This is a genomic window from Haloarchaeobius baliensis (assembly GCF_052060055.1).
In the GTDB taxonomy this organism is placed as follows: Archaea; Halobacteriota; Halobacteria; order Halobacteriales; family Natrialbaceae; genus Haloarchaeobius; species Haloarchaeobius baliensis.
Genome location: NZ_JBPPFR010000002.1, coordinates 359802 through 381617, shown reverse-complemented (window position 1 = coordinate 381617; position 21816 = coordinate 359802). Strand labels below are relative to the sequence as shown.

Sequence of the window (21816 nt, the reverse complement as noted above, 5' to 3'; positions counted from 1 at the left end):
GTCCCAAGCGGGCCGACCAGCCAGCGGCCGTGGCCGTGAGAGTCGGACAGCTCGGGCACGGTCGGGAGTTCGACGTTCGTCCACCATGTTGGACGAACTCGCTCCCCCTCGCCCGTCGACCAGCAGGTATGGATGGATCACGCAGCCTCCCCGACCGACTCGACGACAGCCTCACACCGCGTGCGTACCTCCTGTTCGCCCTCGCGACGCTGCTCGGGCTCGCCCACCACGTCGACCACGTCGTCCGCGGCAACCACGTCGGCTGGCCCATCACGCCGTCGGTCAACCCGTTCACCTACAGCCTCGCCATCTACCCGCTGGTCGTGCTCGGCTTCGCGCTCTCGCTCTCCGGCCGCGACAGCAGCCGCTACTGGTCGGTCGTCATGACGCTGGGTGGTGGGATGCTCGTCTTCTTCCACCTCAGCCCCTGGGCCGTCGAGCCGCCGGGCGACGTCATCCTCCCGTACTCGAACCCGCTGTTCGGCTACGTCGCGTTCGTGGTGCTGCTCGCGCTCATCGGTGCCGTCCTCGTCGGTGCGGTGTACACGATCTACCTGTCGCGGCGGCACGCGACGGCGGTCTCCTGACCCGGAGAACAGTGGTCTCGTTCAGTGCCGCGTCGCCCTGATGTGTTCGTTCTGCGCGTCGCGCTGCATGACTCTCTCGACGGTGAACCCTCGCTCCTCGAACCACGCGATCACCTCGTCGGGGCTCTCCCCACGCTCTGCGAGCTGACGGTGGTGGACCTCCACGTACGCGAGCCGGACGTCGTCGATGCTGTCCTCGAGCCCCTCCAGCACGTCGAGTTCCATCCCCTCCACGTCGATCTTCAGCACGGTCGGTGCGTCGGCCGACGCCGCCACGCTGTCGCCCGTCTCGACCACGATGTCGTCACCTTCCTCCGCGAGGGAGTGGTTCGCACCCGAACCGGAGTCCGTGGGAATCGTCGCCGTCCCCGCCTCCGAACCCAGCGCGATGGCGTGTGCCGTCCCGTCGATGCCGTTCAGGTCGAGGTTCTCCTGGGTGCGCCGTGCGTTGCTCGGGATCGGGTCGAAGGCGTGCACGGTCGCCCCCTGCTGGCCGCCCAGCACGGCGAACAGGCCGATGTTCGCCCCGCAGTCCCACACCACGTCCGAATCGGTGACGTCGTCGACGAACGTCTGGACGACGGGCAGCTCGCCCTCGAACGTCCGGACGGTACGGTACTCCCGGCCGGTCTCGTTGCGGAACTGCGCGTCCGTCCCGTTCACCCGCACCGGCGCCGGATCGGCGGCGAGTCTCGACCGGAGCCGCCAGTACTCGTTCTGGACGCCTGCCGAGTGCAGCATCAGCCGAACGCCGCCCGCACCGACAGCCGTGACGCCGCCTGCATGGTACAGTTCGTTCGCCCTGTTTCGTGCAGTGCTCATGGTTCTCCCTCGCGTACGGGGTACCTGTATCCCGGTATCGACTCAGCGCTCGACTCAGGAACTGAGTCGTCCTTCGACCGGTTGGACGGCCGGTCCGACCCGGACGCAAGTTTACAATCTGCGTAAACTTGAAGGTCGGCCATGGCCTACCTCGACCCATGCCCACGACCACCCCGTTCTCGGAGTCGCTCGTCGCCGAGGTGGTCGACGAGCACGGCGTCGACCCCGACCGCCTCTCCGACGCACTCGCGAGCATCCACGCCGACCTCGCCGACGGCGGCGACGCCATCCAGCGGCACTACGACGACGAGTACGACCAGCCCTGGCAGACCACCGACGACGGCCTCGCCATAGTGCTGTTCATCGGGATGGATGTCTGGACACAGCTCGCCGACCGCCTCGACCTGTCCGACGAGCTCTGTGACGCCGCGAGGGCCACCCACACCGCCTTCGCACGGGCCGTGATGGACGAGGCGCTTCCCGACGAGGAGCCGCTCGTCATGCCGAGCCCCCGCGTCGCGTCGCTCGTCCGCGCCGGACTCTCCCCGCGCCAGGCACAGGTGCAGGTGCTCCGCGATGCCGGCCGCTCACAGGAGGCCATCGCCGACGAGCTGGGGCTCGACCTCGGCACCGTCAAGACCCACTGCTACCGCATCGACCGGAAGGTCAGGGACGCACAGGCGCTGCTCGACGCCGTCGGCGGCGACGCGTAGGCCGTTCCAGAGCCGGCGAGCCACCGTCCAGTGCCGACGAGCCACCGCCGCGCGATGACCAGCCGGTCGTCCTCAGCGGTAGGCCGGGATGAACGGCCCCGACTCGTTCCCGGCTCGACCCGCATGACACGGCCCGATTCGGCGGGCTTACCGGACGAAGGGTGGGTCCATAACAATCAGTACTCGCCCCGCAGTGCCGGTATGGCAGAAGACTGGACAATCGAAGGCGACTACATCGAGGCCTGCAACTGCGACGTCGCGTGCCAGTGCATCTGGCTCGAACCCCCGGACGACGACGTCTGTACCGCCTCGCTGGCGTGGCACATCCGGGACGGACAGTACGGCGATGTCGACCTGAGCGACCTCTCTGTCGGCATGCTCATCTCGACCGATGAAGGCGTCATGTTCGGTCCCGAGACCAAGTGGGATGTCGTCCTCTTCGTCGACGAGGACGCCGACGACCAACAGCGTGCTGCGGTCGAGGACATCTACCTCGGTCGAGCCGGCGGCATCTGGGCAGCCGTCGCCGACACGCACGTCCGGTCGGCCGACGTCGCGACCGCCCCGATCGACTTCGAACGTGACGGCACGGCGGTCTCCGTCGCGGTCGGGGACGTCGTCTCGATGGACGCCAGCCAACTGGTCGGGTTCAACGAGGAGGTCGGAACGATCTCCCCCTTCCCACTCTCGAACGACCACGAGATCAACACCGGCAAGTCCTCGACCGCCAGCGTCTCGTACGACGACGCGTTCTCGTGGGACGTCTCCGGGGGCAACTCCTACCTCGGCGACTTCGAGCTGACGAACGCCTGAGTCGAGGACCCGATGAGTGAGTCCTGGGCGGAGGCGGTCCGAGGTCGCCTCCCGGTCGACCGTCTCCCGGTCGTCGCGCTGGTCACCTATGTCATCGCACTGCTCGCCTGGGTGGCCATCGTGGAGCGGTGGCTCCCCATGCCCGGCGGCGGAGGTGGGTCGGAGATGGGGATGTCCGCCCCCGGCGCGCCGGAGGCGATGGCACTGTCGAACGGAGCCTCCGGCATCGGCCTCTACCTGTTCATGTGGGGCGTGATGATGGTCGCGATGATGTACCCGTCGTCGGTCCCGCTGTTCCGGATGTACTACCGGACGCTCGATGGAACCACGCGGACGGGCAAGGCGGCGCGAGTGGCCGCCTTCATGGGCACGTACGCGCTCGTCTGGACGCTCGTCGGCGTCGTGCCGCTCGCCGTGAACGCCGTCGTCCCGGTCAACGCGGTCGCCGGCGCACGCACGGACCTCCTGCTCGGGGCGACGCTGGTCCTGGTCGCGGGGTACCAGCTCTCGCCGTACAAGAACCGGTGCCTGCAGTACTGCCGAACCCCGCTCGGGTTCCTGATGGAGTACCACGAACCGGGCGTCCGGGGTGCCGCACGGATGAGCGTCCGTTTCAGCGTCTTCTGCGTCGGCTGCTGCTGGGCGCTGTTCGCGCTGATGGTCGTCGTCGGCTCGATGAACGTCCTCTGGATGGCCGTCATCACGCTCGTCCTCTCGGTGGAGCGAATGGTCGGGTGGGGCGAGCGCCTGGCGAGAGGCGTCGGGGTGGCGTCCGGCGTCGCGGGTGTCGCGCTCATCGTGGTAACGGTCATTTAATCCGTCCGAGAGGAGGCGGGAACCGAGTCTCTTCCGGCCCGCTCCCGTTCGGGTCCACGGGCGCGGCACGGGAGAGGGCGTCCGTTCGGCGGGCAGAGGGTGTCTGTCGCTGGCCCCGACTGTCTCGTCCTCGACGACCGCGGTGTTCTCAAACCCGTGCGGGTGCTACCGAACGTCTCCGTCGGCGAGCCCCGAGGACGAGTGGCCACTGTCCGGGGCCAGTAATTTTAATCCCGCCGACAACACCACTTCGCCTGTTCTACGATGACCGACGACGCTGACGGCGACGACGACAGTGGCTCGGCGCTCTCTCGACGGACGCTGCTCGGCGGCGTCGTCGGTACGGCGGGACTCCCCTTCTGGCGCGAATTCGAGCAGCGATCACTCGACACGGCGGGTGGAGGGTCCGCCATGACCGACACCGACCCGGAGCCGGAGATGCGTGCCACCGTCCCGGCCTACCCCGACGATCCGTTCCTCATCACGCAGTTCGGCGACCAGTACTTCACGGAGCCACCGGTCAACGGCTGGGACCCGGTCCCCCACCGTGAACGGTTGCGGACCATCCAGGGCTTCCACCCGGACGCGCTCGACTGGGACTCGCTGATGGCGTTCGACGAGGGCGACATCCGGACGTACGACAGCCAGAACGCACAGCTGTCGTTCTCGCTCGAGACGGGACTCCCCGGAACTGTCGGGCGAAACGTCACCATCAACATCCCGGACGACGACGCCGTCGAGAAGTACCAGGCCGTCTTCGACGCCCACGACTGGCGCTTCCCGGACGGCTCCCCAGTCGAGCATCCGAGGGACCTCCTCGCCGAGCAGTTCGACGGGACGGCACACGACATCGAGTACGCCTTCGAGACGAACGGCATCCCGTCCGTGTTCGCCCCGGGTGCCGTCGACGTCCTCATGTGGGCCGCACGGAAGCGGCTGGCGGCGGGCTACGGCGCGTTCTGGATCGACGGCATCGGCGTCTTCCGGTTCCAGGGCCTCGACTTCTCGGTCTGGGCGCAGGACGCGTTCAGGACGCACCTCGAATCGCTCTCGGCGGACCGCCGACGGGAGCTCGGCATCGACGACCCTGCATCGTTCGACATCCGTGCGTACCTCCGGGACGAGGGGCTCGCGCCGGACGACGGCGGCGACCCGTTCGCGGACCCGGTGTTCCGCGAGTACCTCCTCCACCACCATCGAGGTATCCAGGATTTCTTCGCGGCCTGCCGACAGCGGCTCCACGAGCTGTTTCCGGAGCGGATGGACGCCGGCGACATCCAGCTCTACGGGAACCACTTCATGGGGAACTTCGGGCATCCGCAGGCCGCGAACGTCTACGTCGGCGACCACTTCGACAGCATCCACGTCGAGCACTTCCCCCGGGTCGACCCGGCCGTCGACTACCACTACAAGCTCGAGCGGGCCATCGGTCGGTTCTCGAAGCCCGCCACCGCGAAGGGCACGCTCACCGAGCTGGGCGAATCGAACCCCGGTGGCTTCGACCCCGAGACCCAGTACCCGAACCTCAAGCGCTTCCAGGTCGCCGAGTCGTACGCGATGGGCGCACAGCTGAAGATACCGCTCACGGGCGGCGCCGCGTACTCGACCGACCAGGTGGTCGTCAACTGGATCCAGGCGGACGGGACGGTGCCGGAGCGCCTGCAGTCGTTCGTCGACTTCCTCTGGACGCACGAGCGCTTCCTCGACGACGTCGAGCCCGATACGCGGGTCGCCGTGGTGTGGTCGCTCCCGACGCTGCTCTGGAACCACGAACCGCAGTGGAACGTCGGAACGGCCGGCGACAGCCCGCGAATCGCGTCGTTCGTCGGGACGACGACGCTCCTCCGGGAGGCACAGATCCCCTACGACGTGCTCGTCTTCGGCCACCCGAGTCTGTGGGACGACGACGACCAGCTCGACCGGCTGGCCGACTACGATGCGGTCGTGCTCCCCGGCGTCGAGAGCGTCACCGACGCCCAACTGGCGGCGCTCGACACACACCTCGGGGACGGCGGGCACGTCGTCACCAGCGGCTCGGCACCCTCGCGCGACGGGATGTACGGACCCAGGGACGACACGGCGACCGTCTTCGAGCACGACCGGACGACCGTCCTCACGGACGACCCCGGGCGAACGAAGCACCATCGCGGCGAGACCACCGGCGACCTGCGAGCTGCACTCGAAGCAGCGGGCGTCCAGCCGGCGACCGCCCGCGACGATCCGACGCTCTCGGTGAGCCGACACGTCCAGTCGGCGCCCGAACGGGTCGTCGTCCACGCGCTCAACTACGACTACACCGTCGAGGCGGACTCGTTCGAGCCGAAGACCGATATCGAACTCTCGATCCCGAACCCCGACTTCGCGGTCGGAGCCGCCCGGTACTACACCCCCGAGGAGACCACGGACCTCTCGGTGACAGACGAGGGGCAGACGCTCTCGGTCACTCTCCCGGCGCTGGACGAGTGGGGGTTCGTCGTCCTCGCCCCCTCGGAGGACGCGCTCGTCGAGGGAGCCGCCGAGTCGGACGCCCGCGCCCGGACCGAGGCTGTCGGTGACGAGCTACCCGCCGCCAGCGAGGACGGCCGCGACTGGGCCGACTCGTTCGTGAGCGCCGAGGTGTACCACGCCGCCGCCGAGACCGCTCTCGAGGCGAACGCGTACGGGCAGGCACTCGATGCGGCACGGACCGCGGAAGAGAAACTGGCCGACGCCCATCCCCGGCCCGTCGTCGGCATCGACGTGGGGCACGGGCAGCTGCAGTCGGTCGATGCAGACGACCCGTTCGCCCCGCTCCGCGAGACGTTCTCCCGGTTCGACTACCGGATGCTTGACGGCTGGGACGAGACCACACTCGCCGAACTCGACGTCCTCGTCGTTCCCCCGGCCCTCGCCTACCGCGGGGCATCGTACGGGTTCGCCACCGACGAGATCGCAGCCGTCGAATCGTTCGTCGACCGGGGCGGGAGCCTGGTCGTCCTCGCCCGCGGCGGCGTCGCCGAGGGCGTCGACGTACTGACCGAACCGTTCGGCTTCCGGTTCCAGGGCCGCCCCGTCGTGTTCCCCGACGGGGAAGACCCGGGAGTCGAACCCACGTATCCCGACCACCTCCTCACCAGGGGCGTCTCCGAGATCACGTTCAGCCTCGGTTCGCCCATCGCCGAGCGGCCATCCGGGTCGACGGCCCTCGCCAGCCTGCCCGAAGACAGCGAGGCGTGGCTCCACACGGAGCCACCGCTCAGAGAACGGAGCAGCGACGAGGCGTCCGCCGCCGGCGCGGAGATGTACGCCACGGCGAGCCACGGCGACGGCCGCATCACGCTGTTCGGGATGCACCGCTACCATCTCATGTCGGACCGGTTCGCAAACGTCGAACAGCTCGTCGGCACCCAGCTCGCGGTGCTCGGACGCGAGGCCGCTCGTGCATCAGCGGAATCGACGGAGACGACCACCACGCCGACCCCGACTGAAACTGCATCGTCGACGCCGACAGCGAGCACGGGCACCACCACGACACCGACTCCCACGGAGACGGCCGCTCCGGCGTCGACGACGAGCACCGGGTCGGACGGCGGGAGTTCCGGGTTCTCGCTCACGAGCGGCGCGCTCGCGGGCACCGCCGCCCTCCTCACGGGCTGGCTCTGGCGCCGGACCGACGACGACTGAACCAGCGCTCACCCCACGACTGGCACCACCACGGTCACCGCCGACACGCCCTCGCGCGTCGTCACGGTCATGTCCACCGCGACGACGAGCACCGTCGTCTCGCCGGCACGCTCCTGCACGACGACGCCGTCGATGGCCTCGCAGTCGCCGAACTGCCGGTCGGGGCCAGACGGGCAGTGCTCGGCCGCCCAGGTCGTCGCCGCCGAGTCGTTCACCGCCACCTCGTAGGCCACGCCCTCGGCGACCTGCGAGGCCTCCAGCGACCGGAACCGCGGGTCGAGCTCCTCCCGAACGTCCCCGGCGACCACCTCGCGCTCGCTCCACGACTGCCCGGTCGCGTCGCTCCCGGCCTCGTGGACGGCGCGTTCGAGCACCCGGACGCCGTCCCGGACGGGGCTCGCGGGGTCCTCACTCGCGTCGACGTCGGGATGGGCACCCAGCTGGAGGTACGCGAACGTCAGCGGGAGCAGTGCGACCGCGAGCACGCCGGCGGCCGCGAGCACGAGCTGGGCGCGTCGCGAGAGCCGGATCACACGTACCACACCCGTATCGTCACGTCCCCCTGACCCGTCGGCACCGTCGCGACGCCCACCGAGACGCCGGCGGGGACGCGGTATCCGACCGCTCCGTGTGGCGTCTCGACCCGGTACAGGAGGTTGTCGGGCAGGATGCGCTCGACACGACGCTCCAGCGCCTCGTGCTCGCGCTCGAACGACGCCTCCGACCGGGCGACCTCGGAGAGCCGGGTCGCCCCGCCGTGGCGGGGTGGCTCCCCCGAGAGGACCGTCGCCGCATCGCTGGCGTAGGTGTCGAGCTGCGCCTCGGTCGCCTCGCCGTCGGCGATCGGCAGGGCGAACGTCGCGACGACGGCGAGGACGAGCAGCACGCCGATTGCGGCCTCCACGGCCGGGAGCGACAGCTGGGCGCGCTCAGTCATCGACGGTCACCACGAGCAGCGCCTTGATGGTCCGCGTCGGGTAGTAGGTCAGGTCGACGCTGCCGGTCGGGAGGGTCCCGTTCGCGTCGAACGCGAGCGTCGTCGTCTCGAAGCGCGAGACGGGGACGGTGACGTTGCCGGAGAGGCCGGCGGGGTCGTGGGCGACGACGCGGCCGTTCGCCCGGACCGTCGTGAGGCGCGTCCCGGACGGCGGGTCGATGGCCAGCGTGACGCGGTCGGTCCGTCGGGGGAGCGTGACCGCGTCGCGGTCGAGGTCCGGGGTGGTCGTCACCGCCTCCTCCCGCTCGACCAGAACGATGCGGCGGACGGTCGTCCCGCCGGTCACGTCGCCGGTCCGCACGACGGTCTCGTCGTCGAGCCTGACCCGGACGTCCCTGCCCTCGACAACCGGGAACGTGCCGGCGAGTTCGTCTCCGTCGAGGGCGTCGACGGCTGTCGCATTCAGCACGTTCGCGCGGTTCGTCAGCGGCCCTCCGTCGGCGACCAATCGGTCGGACAGCGAGCTCGCCAGCCGGCGTTCGCCGGGGTCCCGGTCGGCACCGGCGAACGCCCCGTCGGCGACGACGAGCGCGACGCCGAGGACGGCCGTCAGTGCGAGCAGCGCCACGCCGAGGGCGACGAGGTTCGCCTGTCCGCGCTCCGTGCCGACCTGGTCACCGGCCGCGGTCGGTCGGCCATCACTGGTCACGACGCCTCACCTCGCGCAAGCCGAACCACCAGCCCCGCGTCGGTCCGCTCGACGACGACGAACGCCTCGGCGGTGCTCGACCAGGAGCCCTCCACCCGGACGACCGCGGCAGGTACCGCGAGCGTCGACTCCGTCCCGACGTTCGGATCGGGGTGGTCGAGCACGAGCGTCCGACCGTCCACCCGGACCTGATACGGCTCGCCACGGATGGTGCGGGGCAGTTCGACCCGGCGACGCACGTCGACCCCCGTCGCGGTTCCGGGCGGCACGGCGTCCTCGACCTCCTGAGTCGCCCCGGCGAGTGTGCGGTCTGCCAGCTCGTCACCCGCTGCCGACCTGAAGTCGGGGACGACGCCGCCGTACAGCGTCGTCGACAGGAGTCCGATGTAGAGGACGACGATGCTGATCTCGAGCGTCTTCCCGACGACCGGTGAGACGCCGCGGTCGTGGGAGCGGTCCGGACGCACGTCAGGCACCCCCAACCTCCAGGTCGAGTGCGTGGACGACCAGATACGCGGTGCGCTCGTCCGGGAACGTCGCAACCACGCTGTCGACGCCGTCACCGTCGAGGTCCCGGTCGGTGACGGTGGCACCGAGGTCACGGAAGTACGAGCGCCACGCCGCGGGCGTCTCGGTCTCGATGGCGAGCCGGTACTCGCCGGGACCGAGAGCTCGGCGCTCGTGCGTGACGTTCGTCCGGAGGCGGACCGGTTCGCCCGCGAAGTCGACGGTCGTACGGTCCGCGCCGAGCGTCGCGACGCCCACGACGAGCACCGAACCGTCCGGGCTGGCGACGACCGGGGGCTCGGTGACGAGTCTGGCGCCACTGCCCTCACCCCGCACGACGCCACCCGCGAGGAACGCCACGCGCTGGCCGTCGGTCTCGTAGACGAGGGCGTCCGCCTCGAGTCGGGCGACGGTGCCCGAGTCGTTGAGCACGCGCACGTCCCGGGCGACGGTCCGGAGCTGGCCGTCCGTCGCGCGGACCGCCCCGACGTGTTCGCCGGTCACCTCGACCGGCCGGAGCGCATCGTCCACGTCGTCGCCGACTCGGGCAGCGTCCGCTGCGCCGGTGCCGGCGTCCACCGCGAGCCCGATGCTCGCCGTCAGGACGCCGAGCGCGACGACTGTGATGCCGAGCAGGAGCGCGACGCCGACGACGTTCGACTGCCCACGGTCGGCCCGCGATCGGTGAAGACCCCTCATATCATCCCCGCCCCCCTGAACACGACGTGTGCGACCAGCACCAGCAGGCCGGACTGGAGCAAGGCATCGTAGCGGTCGCGGTTGGCGACGCCCGCGAACCACCCGCTCGCGAGCATCGTACACTGGGTGACGACGTAGAAGCGGTAGTGCTCGCGTCTCACGTTCACGGCGTCGGAATCGAGGACGAAGCCCGTGCCCGGCGTCGAGACCGCCGAGAGCTGTGCGAAGCTGTCGAGCACGTAGCCGTTGACCGCGACCATGATGCCGACGACGAGCAACGCGACGGTCCAGCCGACCGCGACGTAGACGAGCATCGCGTTCCGGAGCGACTTCTTCTCGTGGTAGAGCCGACCGACCTCGGTCTGGAGCGTGTCGAACACCGTCTCGACGTCGCTGCCGGCGTCGAGCGCACCGGTGACGAGCCCCATCGTCTGCTCGGCCAGCGGCGTCCCCACACGGTCGACGAACCGCTGGAGTGCGGCCGCCCGCAGGTCGCCCTCGCGGGTCGTCAACGTCGCGTTGAACGCGAGGTCTGCCACGTCCTCGTCGAGCGGGCCGAGGTCGACGTCCCGGGCGACCAGGTCGACCGCCTCCGCGAAGGGCCGGCCGAGCGCGACGTGGCCCGAGACGGCGTGGACGAAGTCCTTGATCTCGCGGTCCTTCGCGTCGTCGACGCGAGCGCGGCGGGTGGCGACCAGTCCCACCGGGACTGCGTAGGCGACGTAGCCGAGCAGGACCGCCGCGACGGCGTGCTCGCCCGCGGTGAAGACGATGAGCCCGAACAGCGCGGCCGGGAACGCCCAGACGACCGCGGCGCTCGATGGGTTCGTCGTGGCGGTCCCGAGGAGGTCGAGGAGCCCCGCGGGTCGTCGATAGCTCGGCCGGCCGGTCGGCGGGCGCAGACTCGCGACGAGCGCGGCAGCACAGGCCCCGACGACCAGGACGAAGCCCCCGGAGCCGTAGACGAGCAGCGCCCGTGGCGTCACGGGGCCGAGGGGCGTGCCCGCCGGCTGGTTCAGCCCAGGTGTCAGGACGCTCATCACCGTGAGGACGATGACGAGCAGCGCCGGGAGCACCAGCAGGACGATGAACAGTTCGGCGAGCAGCTCGAGGAATCCCTCGGCGCGGTTCCGGTCGCGGGATTGGCGGTGACCGAGCATCCGTGCCTCCATGCGGAGGTAGCTCGTCAGCTCGGCAGCCCCCTGGTCGGCGTGCTCGCGGAACTTCAACAGGAACGGGGCGAGGGCATCGCGCGAGGGCGTGTCGCGGGCGACGATTCGCAGACCGTCGTCGAGACTACCCGTCAGTTCGGCCTTGTTCAGCACCGTCCGGCAGGCGACGGCCGTCTCGCCGTAGGCCTCGCGGTTGTCCGCCACCTTCCGGAGCATCTCTCGCTGGTCGTCGCTGCCCGTCGAGAGCGCACGGAGGTACCGGACCGCGCCGGGCAGGGTCGCCTCGATGGCCGACCGGCGGGCGGATGCGAGCCACTGGAGGTACCGGCCGCCGATCAGCCGGGTACCGAGCTTCGTCGTGGCCGCGACGAGGGCACCGACAGCGACCGCGACCGCCGTCTGTGGAACCACGGGAGCGGTCCCGGGAGAGAGCAGGGGCACCCCGGTCTGGACGAAGTCGGCGACCCCACGGAGCGTCGTCCGTTGCAGCGCCAGCGTGAGGGCGGTCCCGACGAGGAATCCGACCGCCGCGGCGAGCCACGACAGCGCGTACAGCCGCGAGACGTAGAGGTCGAAGGGCACGTGCAGGTCGGTGCCACGGTATCTGTCGCGGTCGCCATCGTGGCGCGCCCGGTCGGCGTGGCGCGAGAACAGCGCGTAGCAGACCCGGTCGAGGAGGGCGTCCCGGTCCGCACCGAGCGTGGGCCGGTCGTCGTCGGAGAGGCTCACGTTCCCCTCCCCGCACCGATGCGCTCGACGGTCGCCGCCTCGTCCGTTCGGAGGTCCGAGAGGAACGAGAACAGCTCGTCGAAGTCGTCGACGTCCTCGCGGACCAGATACTCCACGTAGCGGTGCTTCCGGTGGAACTCCCGCTCGACGTCCTCGACGGGCCGGTCCGTCCGGTCGGCGAGACGTTCGAACAGGTCGACGCCACAGCGCCGGTTCTCCACGTCGTGGACGGCCGGATGCGCGTAGTCGAACGCGAACTCGTCCTCGACGGTCCGCTCGAAGATGGCGTTCCAGTACACTGTGGTCCCGTGCTTCTCGACGACGCCACAGCGGCCACTGCAGGTGCGGTATCGTTCCTCGTCGACGAACTCGACGGCACTCCCGACGTAGCGCTCCCCGCCGACGTGTTTCGGGAAGACGACGAGGTCGATCTCGCGGAGCAGGTACGGCGGGAGTCCCTGCTCGACGACCCGATTGACGAGCTTCTCGACGTTCTCGGCGTGGGTCGTGCCCAGCAGGCCATGTCCCGTGTTGAGGGATTCTGCGAACGTCGAGAACGACGCGGGCGTGTTGATCTCCGCGATGACCTCCACGTCGGGGTTGAGGTAGTTCGCCTCCGTCATCAGGTCGGCCATCGTCACCGCCTTGAACTCGTCCTCGTGGTCCCGCGTGGTGAGGGAGATGCCGGTCTCGTGGGGGAGTCTGACCTCCCGGCTCCCCTCGTCGATGGAGATCGGCCGGTCGTCGAACGGGACGAACGGCATGTGCGCGTTCATGAGCGTCGTCTTGCCGACCCCTGTCGGGCCCGAAAACAGCACGACGCCGTGGTGCTCGTACAGCAGCCAGAGCACCGTGACGAGGTCGGCCGTGAGGCTCCCGCCCGCGACGAGGTCGACCGGTGTCAGCGCGTCTGGAGCCTGCTTCCGGATGGAGATGTGCGGCCCGTCCTCGGAGATGACCGGGAGCGCGACCGCACACCGGATGGTCACGCCGTCGTCGACCTCCCCCGGACTGAGGTTCACCTTCGCGGAGGGGTTCGACGCGTTGAGCTCCGCACCGTCGGCAGCCGCGAGCTGGGTGACGACGTTGACGAACGTCGACTCGTGCTCGAAGGTGAGGTTCGTCGGAATGCGGCCGTCGTGACCCACGTCCGTTCGTGGGACGACCTTCACGCGCTCGCCGACCCGGTTCGCCTCGATGTCCTCCAGGTTCGGGTCGCGGATGGGGACGGTGAGCTGGCCCTCGCCGACGTAGTCCCGGAGCACGTAGTAGACGAGGTCCGCCAGCCGACCGTCCTCGTAGCGGCCGTCGATCGGCGGTACGCCCAGCCCAGTGTCGGCGAGCACGGTGCGGACGCGGTGGCGGGTCGCGTCGAACCACGCGCTCGCGTTCCGCGCCGTGAGCCGCCGGGCGAGCAGCTGTTCGGCCCGTTCGCGGACGAACTCGGTGCTGTCCTCGACGACGTGCTCGACGTTCGTCTCCCAGATCCGTTCCTTCGCCTCGGCCAGCAGCTCCTCGTCGCCCGGGAGGAGCCCCGGCTCGCGGACCGCGTACTTCGTCGCGAACGCGTCGTGCCCGAGCAGTCGCTCCCGGTAGAGCACGACCGGGATCTGGAACCCGCGGAACGGTACCCGGTACGTCGTCAGCCGCTCGCTCGCCACGCGGTCCAGGAAGCGCACGTCGGCCGGGAACTCCGTCTCGGCTGGCGCGAAGTCCGTGGTGTGGACCGACAGTCGGTCCTCGCCGGGGTCGGCGACCTCGACGCGCTCGTCCAGGGCGAGCGGCGTCACCGCCCCCAGACAGCCCACGTCCCGGAGCGCGTAGTACCGGAGCCGTCGCCGCGACTCTGGACTGCCCTCGAGGAGCTGTTCGAGCGCGGCGCGGTACTTCGGCCGCAGCCCCGTCTCCATCCGCGAGACGGTCCCCTCACGGGTGCGTGGCCGGCGCAGGTTCGCAGCCGCGAAGTGCTCGCGGATCGCCTCGAGCGTCGCCTCCTCGTCGGCGGTGAGCGACGGCTCGCGCACGTCGTACGTGAACCCCTCGTCCGTCTCGGCGACGGTGGCGACCACGTCACCGTGGACGGTGTAGTGGTCCCGCACGTCGGGTGCGTACCAGGCGTCCGGGTCACCGGGTGGGATGGGCGGCGGGACGTGCCCGTCGTCGTCGGTCGACGCTCGTCCCCCGTGGTCGGGGTGTTCGAGCGTCGGGTCGTCGGTCATGGAAGTAAATTCCAACAGTATACTACTTAAATTCTAAGAACCGTATGGGTGAGCTTCCCTGGTCGGACGGACATCCCGGTGTGTCACGTGACCGACCAGGCTGTCTGTCTCCTCTCTGTTACGACCACCAATAATTGCAACACCCAGATCATTGGGGGAGTCCGGAGCGAATTCTGGAAGCTGACACCGGTTCGTACCTCGAGATCGACGCAAGCGAATCCTACGCATACGCGAACCGGACGATACTGGGATATCACTGGGACATCGGCGGAACCGGGCAGTTCGTCGACCTCCAGCCGGTAACCGACGATACCTCCAGTGGGGTACTCGAGGGTGTCCTCGGGGACAACGTGGCACAGCTTCCGCAAGACGAGTCGCGCTTCGAGTATCCACGACTGTTCCCGGTTCGGTTCATGGTGTACGCACAGAATCCAGACGGTCCCATGCCGCCCGGGAACGACGAGCCACGAATCGAAGCACAGGTCGGCGAACTCGTCGTCGAAGTCGGTGACACGTCGAACCGGAGAGCGACGATACGCGAACTGTCCTCGACACATGCGCGAGTGAGCGAGTACCTCCAGCGGACGTTCGGCTCGGCCTCCCCACCGATGGTCTCGGACAGGGCGCGCTTCTTCACCGCTCGTGGCTCCGAGCTTGCAGAGGATGCGACAGCGTTCCGGTGGAAGTTCGAAGCCTCCCACGTCGGTCAGCGCCAGCTCGGGTCCAGCGACGGCGAAGTCGGGGAATCGGACGTGACGTGGGACGTCGCCGCCAGTCGACCGGGGCCAGTGTTCTACGAGTACGACTTCGACGAACGGGATCGATTCGAGGTACTCTTGCAGATAGTTTATCCCGACGGACGGATAACAACAAAGCGATGCACGGTGACCGAGGACGACCTGAGGTGTGAGGGATGACAGGCCAGAACCGCCGCGAGTTCCTCCAGCACAGCGCCAGTGCCGCCGGCCTCACCAGCCTCATGTCCGTCCACTCGCTACTCGGCATGACGCCGTACGTCGACGAGCGCTGGCATCGCGTGTTCGAGGAGACTCCGGACCAACACGCCAAGGAGTTAGTACGAACACGAGACGGAAGGCTCGTCGTCGCCACGTTTACCCGAGCCGCCGGAACGGTGTGGCTGCTGAAGCTCCGTAGAGACGGGACAGTAGAGTGGGAACAGGAATTCGGTGCCGTCGATGGAGTCACGACGGACATTCCCATCGATCTGGCAGAGTCGGGTGACGGATCGTTGTTCCTCGCAGTGGCAGGTGACGGATGGAACGTTGTCAAGACATCCCCTGCTGGAGAGCCGGAGTGGATCCGGCCGTGGCTACCCGAGACGGGGAACCTGAGAGACGTCGATGGGCCGTTGAAACTGGCTGCTGATTCGGCGGGTGGGTGCGCAGTCAGTGCAGTGGTTGGGCGTGGAGAATCAGCACGAGAGTACGAGACGATGATCGAAGCGGTGCGGTTCAGTTCCGAAGGGGAGCCCCGATGGCAGCGTCGGACGGCACCCGAGTATCCAGACGCACAGGTGGTTGCTCTCTCGATCGAGTCCGACGGAGTGTACGTTGCTTCGAATCCCCGGTCGAACTTCCGGGTGGATAGATTCACCGACAGCAGCGTCGAGATGCAACAATCCGTGAACTTGATCGAGAATCCACAGGGATACGGCAACGTCAGTGGCATCTACTCGAATGCCGTTCGACTTCCCGACGGTGGATACGTCGTCTCACACGCAACAACTGGTGCGATCCGACTCGACGAGTCAGGGACAGTCATCTGGAACGCTCATCACGACTTCCGCGATATGGTCGAAGAAACGGTCGCTCCGGGACTCAGTACGACCGACAGTGGACGTGTCGTCACGGTCGGGACGTCCACGTACGAGGATGAACTCTGGGGCTGGATCGTCGTGATGGACATCGAGGACGGCAGCATCGAGGTCGCACACGAGTTCCGTGACGCCGAGGGCGGCGCCGCCTACCGCGAACCCCAGGCTGTCGTCTCAAGCGACGACGGATTCGTCGTCTCCGGCTTCCAGAGTCCGGACGATAGCACCGAAACCGACCTCTGGCTCAGTGGTGTCTCCGTTGAACAGGACAACACACCAGACCTCGTGCCGACGCTCGCGGGTATCGGGGCAGTTGGTGCTGGTGGCTGGGCCGTCAGGCGATGGCAGTCCGACGAAGACACCAACGAGGACGACGAATCGTCCTCGGGCTGGCACGACCGCATCAGCTGACTCCCGGAATCAGAGCACCGGGACAGGACGACTCGATGTCGTGTCGAGAGACGGCCCGTCGTGCGGCCAGCGAGCGGTGGCGGTCAGGCGAGGAAGCCCACGTACACCGCGAGGGCGTAGAACAGCAGGGCGGCACCGGCGAGGAGCCACTGGCTGGAGCCGAGGTCGTCGGTGAGGGCGTCCCGCTCCATATCGGAGACGATGAACTCGCCGTCGCCGTCGCCGATGGTGTAGCCGCCATCGCCGTTCGAGCGCGCCGGGCCGAGGACGTAGCCGGTGTCGCCGGGCTGGAGCGCCCGGGCTTGGTAGTGGAGGTCGTCGACGCCGTGGACCCGGGCCTCGTTGATGGGCGTGTTGTGGATCTGCTTGGTGCCGGCGTCGTGGCTCCGGCGTTCGTTCTCCTGCACGCGGTCGATGAACGACGTGGCCTGCTCGCCGGGTGTGCTCGTTGCCTCGACGAACGTCTCGCCGTGGGCGGTCGAGAGGTGGAGGTCGGCGCCCGTGGGGTCGACGTCGACCGCGCCGTCGTCGTCGACCAGTCGGAAGGGGACGGTCTGGCGGCCGCTGTCGTCCACCTCGGCGACCTCGTCCTCGGCGACGCCGCGTTCGTCGACGTCCCACCGGACCGCGAGTGCGTCGGCGCCGGTGACGGGGTGGGTGAGCGTCCCGGCGGGGCCGGCCTCGACGGTGCCGGACACGGCGACGGGGCCCTCGGTCAGCGCCGTGGTCGAGCGCGTCTCGGTCGAGCTGACCGCCTGCGAGGCCTGTCTGGCCTGCACGAACAGGTACGTGGGGATCAGTGCGATGACCGCGAAGACCAGCCCGGTGGATATCGATGCCATGCAACTGGCACCACGGCGCGAACGTTAAGCACTCGGGCCACTCGGGAAGCGACGGTCGAACTGGCACCGACACGCCGGTCGCAGGGTCCGGGACGGGGTCCAGAGGGTCGCCGGCAACGACGGTGGGCCGACCGGTCGAGCGAACAGGATATCTGCTCGCCACCCCGAGAGACGGGCGTGCTCGGACTTCGATTCTTCACCTGCAAGGCGTGCGAGACCGTGTTCGCGGGGGTCGACGAGCCGGCAGTGTGCAGCGAGTGCGACGCCAGTCGGTTCGACGAGGTCACGGGGGCGCTGCAGCACGAGCCGTACTTCGTCCTCGAATGAGCGACATCATCGGGCTCACGCCCACGGGAACGGCCGGTCCTGCAGTTCGGCGAGGTCGTCGACGACGTACTCGGGCGTCACGTCCACCTCGGGCTCGTCTCCCTCCCGAAGCCACGCCGCGGACATCCCCGCTGCCTGTGCCCCAGCGACGTCCGACGCGAGCGAGTTCCCGACGTGGACCGCCCGCGCCGGCTCGACGCCCAGCGTGTCCAGCGCCCGGTGGAACGGCGCCGGGTCCGGCTTCACGCCAATCTCGGCCGTCCCGAACACCGTCACCTCGAACGCGTCGGCGATACCGAGAGTCTCGAGCTTGGCGCGCTGGTGGGACGGCTCGCCGTTGGAGACGAGCGCGAGTCGATGGTGGTCGGCGAGCGCAGCGAGTGCGTCCCGTGCTCCGGGGAGCAACGACACCGCCGTCGGGTCGCGCTCCGGGTACTGCTCGGCGAGGCGGTCCGCCTCGGCGACCGGCCGCCCGTCCTCCGCGGCGAGCGCCCGGAAGCACTTCCGACGCAGGTCGAGCGGACTCTCGCCAGTGACGGTCGGGACCGTGGCGACGTACTCGGCCTCGGTGAAGAACGGCTCGACATCGGCCCGCTCGAAGGCGACGGCGAGGAGCTCCTCGGTCGAACGGTCGTAGCGGCAGAGCGTGTCGTCGAGGTCGAGCGTGACGAGGGCCGGTCCGGACGCCATGTCCTGGCTCTCTCGGAGAGTCCGTTCAGCCTTTCGGCACCCGCCCAGCGACCTGTCCCGTCCGCCGCCCGTCAGCGTCACCGGAAGACGTACCTTCTTCCCCGCCCCGCCCGCAGGCCGGGTATGGTCATCGGCGCCGACGTCACGGTGTACCTCCTGGCGCTCCTCCCCGCGGTCATCTGGGGGTTCACGCCCGTCCTCGACAAGCGCGGCATGGCCGCCGACGGGACCGCGCTCCAGGCCGCGCTCACCGTGGTCGTCGTCGACCTCTCGCTGTTCATCGCCGCACTGCTCGTGCTCCACGGCCCCGCCCTGCTCGCGGGGCTCGACCCGGCCATCGCCGGGCTGTTCCTCTTCGCCGGCGCGACCGGGACCGCGCTCGGCCGACTCGCCATCTTCGTCGGCGTCGACCGCGTCGGCGCCAGCATCAACAGCGCGGTGGTGAGCGCCCGCCCCCTGTTCGGGGCCTCGTTCGCGTTCGGCCTGCTCGGCGAGCCCGTCTCACCCTCGACGGCCGTCGGCATCGTCGTGCTCGTCGTCGGGCTCGTCGTCCTGAGTCTCGCGAAGGGCGGCGACCTCGCCGGCTGGCAGCCCCGCGACCTCGCCTACCCCCTCGCGTCCGGTGCGCTGTTCGCCTTCGGGAACGTCCTCCGTCGGTTCGGGCTGGAGGGCGGCGGCGCGACCGTGCTCCAGGCCGTCGCGCTCAACGAGGCCGGCGCCCTGCTCGTCTTCCTCGCCTACGCCTCGGTCCGGGGGACCGAGGGCTTCCGCTCGGCCGACCGCAGCTCCTACGGCTACTTCGCGGTCAGCGGCTGTCTCACCGCGGTCGCGCTGCTCTCGCTGTTCGGCGCGCTCGCCCTGCCCGCGGGCCGCGTCGCCATCGTCGAGTCGCTCGCGTCGACCGCGCCGCTGTTCACGACCGTCTTCGCGTACTTCCTCCTCAGGGACCTCGAACGTGTGACCCGGGGCGTCGTCGCGGGTGCGGTGCTGGTGGTGATTGGAGCGGCGCTGGTGACGCTCGGACCGGGGGCCGTCGGGGTGTGAGTCGTCCAGGAAGAGCCGGTTACGAGTCTTCCATCGGCCGCGTGTACCACCACGCCCACAGCGCCAGCACCGCCTGCAGCGGGAGGCGCAGCCACGCGGCGACCCGCGCGATGTCGGTCGCCCACGCCGGCGCCACCGCCGCCGCCACGTCGTCCGTCGCCATGTACACGTTCGCGGGGAACACCGCCGCCAGCAGCGCGACCAGCCCCCACGCCGACCGCTTCCGCGTCGACGGCAGCAACACACCCACGCCGAGTGCGATCTCCGCGATGCCCGAGAGGTAGACCAGCTCCCGCGGCCGCGGGAACTGCGGCGGCACCACCCGCTCGTACGCGTCCGGCGCGACGAAGTGCAGTATGCCCGCGACGATGTACAGCGGCCCCATCACGTACAGCAAGGGCCGTTTGAACCGTGCGATCGAGCGCTCGGGCTTCTGCTCGGTCATGTGTGTCGGTTGGACCTGCCCGCAAAGAGCGTTTCCTCGTTCTGACGAGTCACCAACGACACCGCCGGGGAGCCAAGGGGCCCCACCGGGTGAATCGGCAATCTCACTGGAGGCTCGAACGTTGGCAGTTCAACCCCGAACGTGGTCCGCAGTAGAATGCCGCCTCCCGGATTTGAACCGGGGACAGCTCGATCTTCAGTCGAGTGCTCTCCCAGTCTGAGCTAAGGCGGCGCGCACTCTGACTTCGGTGGATGCACTAAAAAAGGATTTCGAATCGGTAGCGTGGTAACCAGCCGTCGGGAGTCGGTTGCAGATGGCACGTCGATGCGCCGTCAGCCGGCCCCTAAGTGCCGGGGAACTCGAAATCAGACTTACACGTCCATCCCCCGACGGTTTGGTCCGTATGAAACCAGATGACCTCCGACGGCGACGCGTCCTGCAGCTGACAGGCGGACTCGCGACAGCGATGCTGGCGGGCTGTGCGGACACGGGCGACGGCGGCAACAACGCCACCGGCAACGGGACGACGACCGGGCCGATGGGGACGACCGAGGGCACGACAGAACGCGGGATGGGGACGACCGAGGGAACGACGGAACAGACCACCGAGGGGACGACAGAGCAGGAGACGACCGAGGAGCAGACGACGGCCACCGGCGGGTCGGGACGGCTCCGGGTCGTCCACGCGTCGCCGGACGCGCCGGCCGTGGACGTGTACGTGGACGGCGAGGCGGTGCTGACCGGGGTGTCGTTCGGGGCGGTCAGCGACTACCTGACGGCGCCGGCTGGCGAACGGTCGGTGCGTATCACGGCGGCGGGCGACGAGAGCACCGTCGCGTTCGACGGGATGGTGACCGTCCAGGCCGACACGAGCTACACGGCGGTCGCGTTCGGGAACCTCACCACGGACGAGTTCGCGATAGGCGTCCTCGAGGACGCGCCGCCGTCGGTGGGCTCGGACGAGGCAGCGGTGGGTCTGTTCCACGCGTCGCCGGACGCGCCGCCGGTCACGGTGACCGTCGCGTCCAGCGGTGACGCGCTGTTCGAGAACCTCGGCTACGGCGAGCAGGCGGGCTACGCCACCGTGCCCGCGGGGTCGTACACGCTGGAGGTGCGGCCCGCGAGCGGCGGCGACCCGGTCGCCACGTTCGACGTCACGGTCGAGGGCGGGACGGCGTACTCGGCGTTCGCCGTGGGCTACCTCGACCCGGGGAGCGCGCCGGGCGACGAGCCGTTCGACCTGCTGCTCGCGACGGACACGACGACGACGATGCAGCTGCTCTAGAGGTCGCGGGCGAACTCGTACTCGACGAGGGGGTGGCCCTCCAGCTCGACCGTCTCCTCGTCGGTCCGCTCGAAGCCGTGCGACCGGTAGAACGAGATGCCGACGTCGTTGTCCGCGACGACGCGGAGGCAGAGACGCTCGTATCCGCGCTCGCGGAGGCGGTCCGCACAGCGCTCGAAGAGCGCCGTCCCGATCCCCGCACCCCAGCGGTCGGGATGGACGTAGATGCTGTACAGGCCGGCGACCGACCCGGAACGCCCGTCGCCGGTCGGACCGACTGACGCGTAGCCGACGAGCCGATCGTCGACCGTGGCGACGAGGTAGTCGACGTCGTCGTCCTCGACGGCTCCGACGAGCGTCTCGGCGTCGTACCAGTCGTCGATGCAGTCGTCGACGGTGTCGGGGCCCATGGTGTCGTCGTAGGCGGCGTGCCAGCCGGCTCTGGCGACGCGCTGGATGCCGGGGACGTCGGTCGGCTCGGCCGGGCGGATAGCGTACTCGGACACGGGCGGACCGTCGGCGAGGTCGGTGAAAAGCGTTCTTCCGGTACGT

The 21816-nt window shown here is 69.3% G+C and carries 22 protein-coding genes and 1 tRNA gene; 10 read left to right on the top strand and 13 right to left on the bottom strand.

Translation table 11 applies throughout. The features are described from left to right. Positions 1 to 128 precede the first annotated feature (128 nt). Positions 129 to 587, top strand: a complete 459-nt coding sequence (locus ACSG06_RS12795) for a hypothetical protein (protein WP_440990668.1) — start codon at positions 129 to 131, stop codon at positions 585 to 587. Between the two features lie 21 nt (positions 588 to 608). On the opposite strand, the gene ACSG06_RS12790 is transcribed toward ACSG06_RS12795, so the two are convergent. Beyond that, positions 609 to 1409, bottom strand: a complete 801-nt coding sequence (locus ACSG06_RS12790; protein ID WP_440990667.1) for an FkbM family methyltransferase — start codon at positions 1407 to 1409, stop codon at positions 609 to 611. A 158-nt stretch (positions 1410 to 1567) separates the two neighbouring features. Here ACSG06_RS12790 and ACSG06_RS12785 point away from each other — a divergent pair, with 158 nt between their 5' ends. The 4 genes from ACSG06_RS12785 to ACSG06_RS12770 all read left to right on the top strand — a co-directional run bounded on the left by ACSG06_RS12785 (position 1568) and on the right by ACSG06_RS12770 (position 7414). Beyond that, complete coding sequence (locus ACSG06_RS12785; RefSeq protein WP_440990666.1) at positions 1568 to 2122, top strand: helix-turn-helix transcriptional regulator; 555 nt, start codon at positions 1568 to 1570, stop codon at positions 2120 to 2122. A 201-nt stretch (positions 2123 to 2323) separates the two neighbouring features. Then, the gene (locus ACSG06_RS12780) at positions 2324 to 2935 is read left to right on the top strand and encodes a DUF1326 domain-containing protein (RefSeq protein WP_440990665.1); all 612 of its coding nucleotides are present in this window, start codon (positions 2324 to 2326) and stop codon (positions 2933 to 2935) included. Between the two features lie 12 nt (positions 2936 to 2947). After that, a complete protein-coding gene (locus ACSG06_RS12775) occupies positions 2948 to 3751 on the top strand; it encodes a DUF2182 domain-containing protein (protein ID WP_440990664.1) in 804 nt (267 codons plus the stop codon). 264 nt (positions 3752 to 4015) lie between these two features. Then, on the top strand, positions 4016 to 7414 hold the full coding sequence (locus ACSG06_RS12770) for a hypothetical protein (protein WP_440990663.1): 3399 nt from the start codon (positions 4016 to 4018) through the stop codon (positions 7412 to 7414). Positions 7415 to 7422: 8 nt separating this feature from the next. On the opposite strand, the gene ACSG06_RS12765 is transcribed toward ACSG06_RS12770, so the two are convergent. Genes ACSG06_RS12765 through ACSG06_RS12735 form a run of 7 tightly spaced genes read right to left on the bottom strand, consistent with a single transcriptional unit; the run spans position 7423 to position 14386 of the window. Then, on the bottom strand, positions 7423 to 7956 hold the full coding sequence (locus ACSG06_RS12765) for a DUF7261 family protein (protein ID WP_440990662.1): 534 nt from the start codon (positions 7954 to 7956) through the stop codon (positions 7423 to 7425). Further along, positions 7944 to 8351: a DUF7262 family protein gene (locus ACSG06_RS12760; RefSeq protein WP_440990661.1), complete on the bottom strand. Its 408-nt coding sequence runs from the start codon at positions 8349 to 8351 to the stop codon at positions 7944 to 7946. The genes ACSG06_RS12765 and ACSG06_RS12760 overlap by 13 nt, the downstream gene beginning before the upstream one ends. Next, positions 8344 to 9060, bottom strand: coding sequence for a DUF7263 family protein (locus ACSG06_RS12755; RefSeq protein ID WP_440990660.1), 717 nt, complete (start codon positions 9058 to 9060; stop codon positions 8344 to 8346). The genes ACSG06_RS12760 and ACSG06_RS12755 overlap by 8 nt, the downstream gene beginning before the upstream one ends. Then, the gene (locus tag ACSG06_RS12750) at positions 9057 to 9536 is read right to left on the bottom strand and encodes a DUF7266 family protein (RefSeq protein WP_440990659.1); all 480 of its coding nucleotides are present in this window, start codon (positions 9534 to 9536) and stop codon (positions 9057 to 9059) included. Before ACSG06_RS12750 ends, ACSG06_RS12755 begins: the two co-directional genes overlap by 4 nt. After that, positions 9529 to 10266: a DUF7289 family protein gene (locus tag ACSG06_RS12745; protein WP_440990658.1), complete on the bottom strand. Its 738-nt coding sequence runs from the start codon at positions 10264 to 10266 to the stop codon at positions 9529 to 9531. Before ACSG06_RS12745 ends, ACSG06_RS12750 begins: the two co-directional genes overlap by 8 nt. Then, positions 10263 to 12167 (bottom strand): type II secretion system F family protein, encoded by a 1905-nt coding sequence (locus ACSG06_RS12740; RefSeq protein WP_440990657.1) that lies wholly within the window; start codon positions 12165 to 12167, stop codon positions 10263 to 10265. Before ACSG06_RS12740 ends, ACSG06_RS12745 begins: the two co-directional genes overlap by 4 nt. Then, the gene (locus ACSG06_RS12735; protein ID WP_440990656.1) at positions 12164 to 14386 is read right to left on the bottom strand and encodes a type II/IV secretion system ATPase subunit; all 2223 of its coding nucleotides are present in this window, start codon (positions 14384 to 14386) and stop codon (positions 12164 to 12166) included. The genes ACSG06_RS12740 and ACSG06_RS12735 overlap by 4 nt, the downstream gene beginning before the upstream one ends. Positions 14387 to 14949: 563 nt before the next feature. Between ACSG06_RS12735 and ACSG06_RS12730 the strand changes: the two genes are divergently transcribed. Beyond that, a complete protein-coding gene (locus ACSG06_RS12730; RefSeq protein ID WP_440990655.1) occupies positions 14950 to 15303 on the top strand; it encodes a hypothetical protein in 354 nt (117 codons plus the stop codon). Beyond that, positions 15300 to 16631, top strand: coding sequence for a hypothetical protein (locus ACSG06_RS12725; protein ID WP_440990654.1), 1332 nt, complete (start codon positions 15300 to 15302; stop codon positions 16629 to 16631). Before ACSG06_RS12730 ends, ACSG06_RS12725 begins: the two co-directional genes overlap by 4 nt. An 83-nt stretch (positions 16632 to 16714) precedes the next feature. Here the strand turns inward: ACSG06_RS12725 and ACSG06_RS12720 are convergent, their stop codons facing one another. Further along, positions 16715 to 17473, bottom strand: coding sequence for a GIDE domain-containing protein (locus ACSG06_RS12720; RefSeq protein WP_440990653.1), 759 nt, complete (start codon positions 17471 to 17473; stop codon positions 16715 to 16717). A 177-nt stretch (positions 17474 to 17650) separates the two neighbouring features. Here ACSG06_RS12720 and ACSG06_RS12715 point away from each other — a divergent pair, with 177 nt between their 5' ends. Further along, on the top strand, positions 17651 to 17800 hold the full coding sequence (locus tag ACSG06_RS12715) for a hypothetical protein (RefSeq protein ID WP_440990652.1): 150 nt from the start codon (positions 17651 to 17653) through the stop codon (positions 17798 to 17800). Between the two features lie 15 nt (positions 17801 to 17815). Here ACSG06_RS12715 and ACSG06_RS12710 read toward each other — a convergent pair whose 3' ends face one another. Further along, complete coding sequence (locus ACSG06_RS12710) at positions 17816 to 18490, bottom strand: HAD family hydrolase (protein ID WP_440990651.1); 675 nt, start codon at positions 18488 to 18490, stop codon at positions 17816 to 17818. Positions 18491 to 18613: 123 nt separating this feature from the next. On the opposite strand from ACSG06_RS12710, the gene ACSG06_RS12705 reads away from it, so the two are divergent. Further along, complete coding sequence (locus ACSG06_RS12705; protein ID WP_440990650.1) at positions 18614 to 19534, top strand: EamA family transporter; 921 nt, start codon at positions 18614 to 18616, stop codon at positions 19532 to 19534. A 19-nt stretch (positions 19535 to 19553) separates the two neighbouring features. Here the strand turns inward: ACSG06_RS12705 and ACSG06_RS12700 are convergent, their stop codons facing one another. Continuing rightward, entirely contained in the window at positions 19554 to 19979 is a 426-nt protein-coding gene (locus ACSG06_RS12700) for a DoxX family protein (RefSeq protein ID WP_440990649.1), read from the bottom strand. Between the two features lie 157 nt (positions 19980 to 20136). Continuing rightward, positions 20137 to 20210, bottom strand: a tRNA-Phe gene (locus tag ACSG06_RS12695). 172 nt (positions 20211 to 20382) lie between these two features. Here ACSG06_RS12695 and ACSG06_RS12690 point away from each other — a divergent pair. After that, positions 20383 to 21264, top strand: a complete 882-nt coding sequence (locus ACSG06_RS12690) for a DUF4397 domain-containing protein (protein WP_440990648.1) — start codon at positions 20383 to 20385, stop codon at positions 21262 to 21264. On the opposite strand, the gene ACSG06_RS12685 is transcribed toward ACSG06_RS12690, so the two are convergent. Next, positions 21261 to 21770, bottom strand: coding sequence for a GNAT family N-acetyltransferase (locus tag ACSG06_RS12685; protein ID WP_440990647.1), 510 nt, complete (start codon positions 21768 to 21770; stop codon positions 21261 to 21263). The two genes, ACSG06_RS12690 and ACSG06_RS12685, sit on opposite strands and share 4 nt — an antisense overlap. Positions 21771 to 21816: the final 46 nt, after the last annotated feature.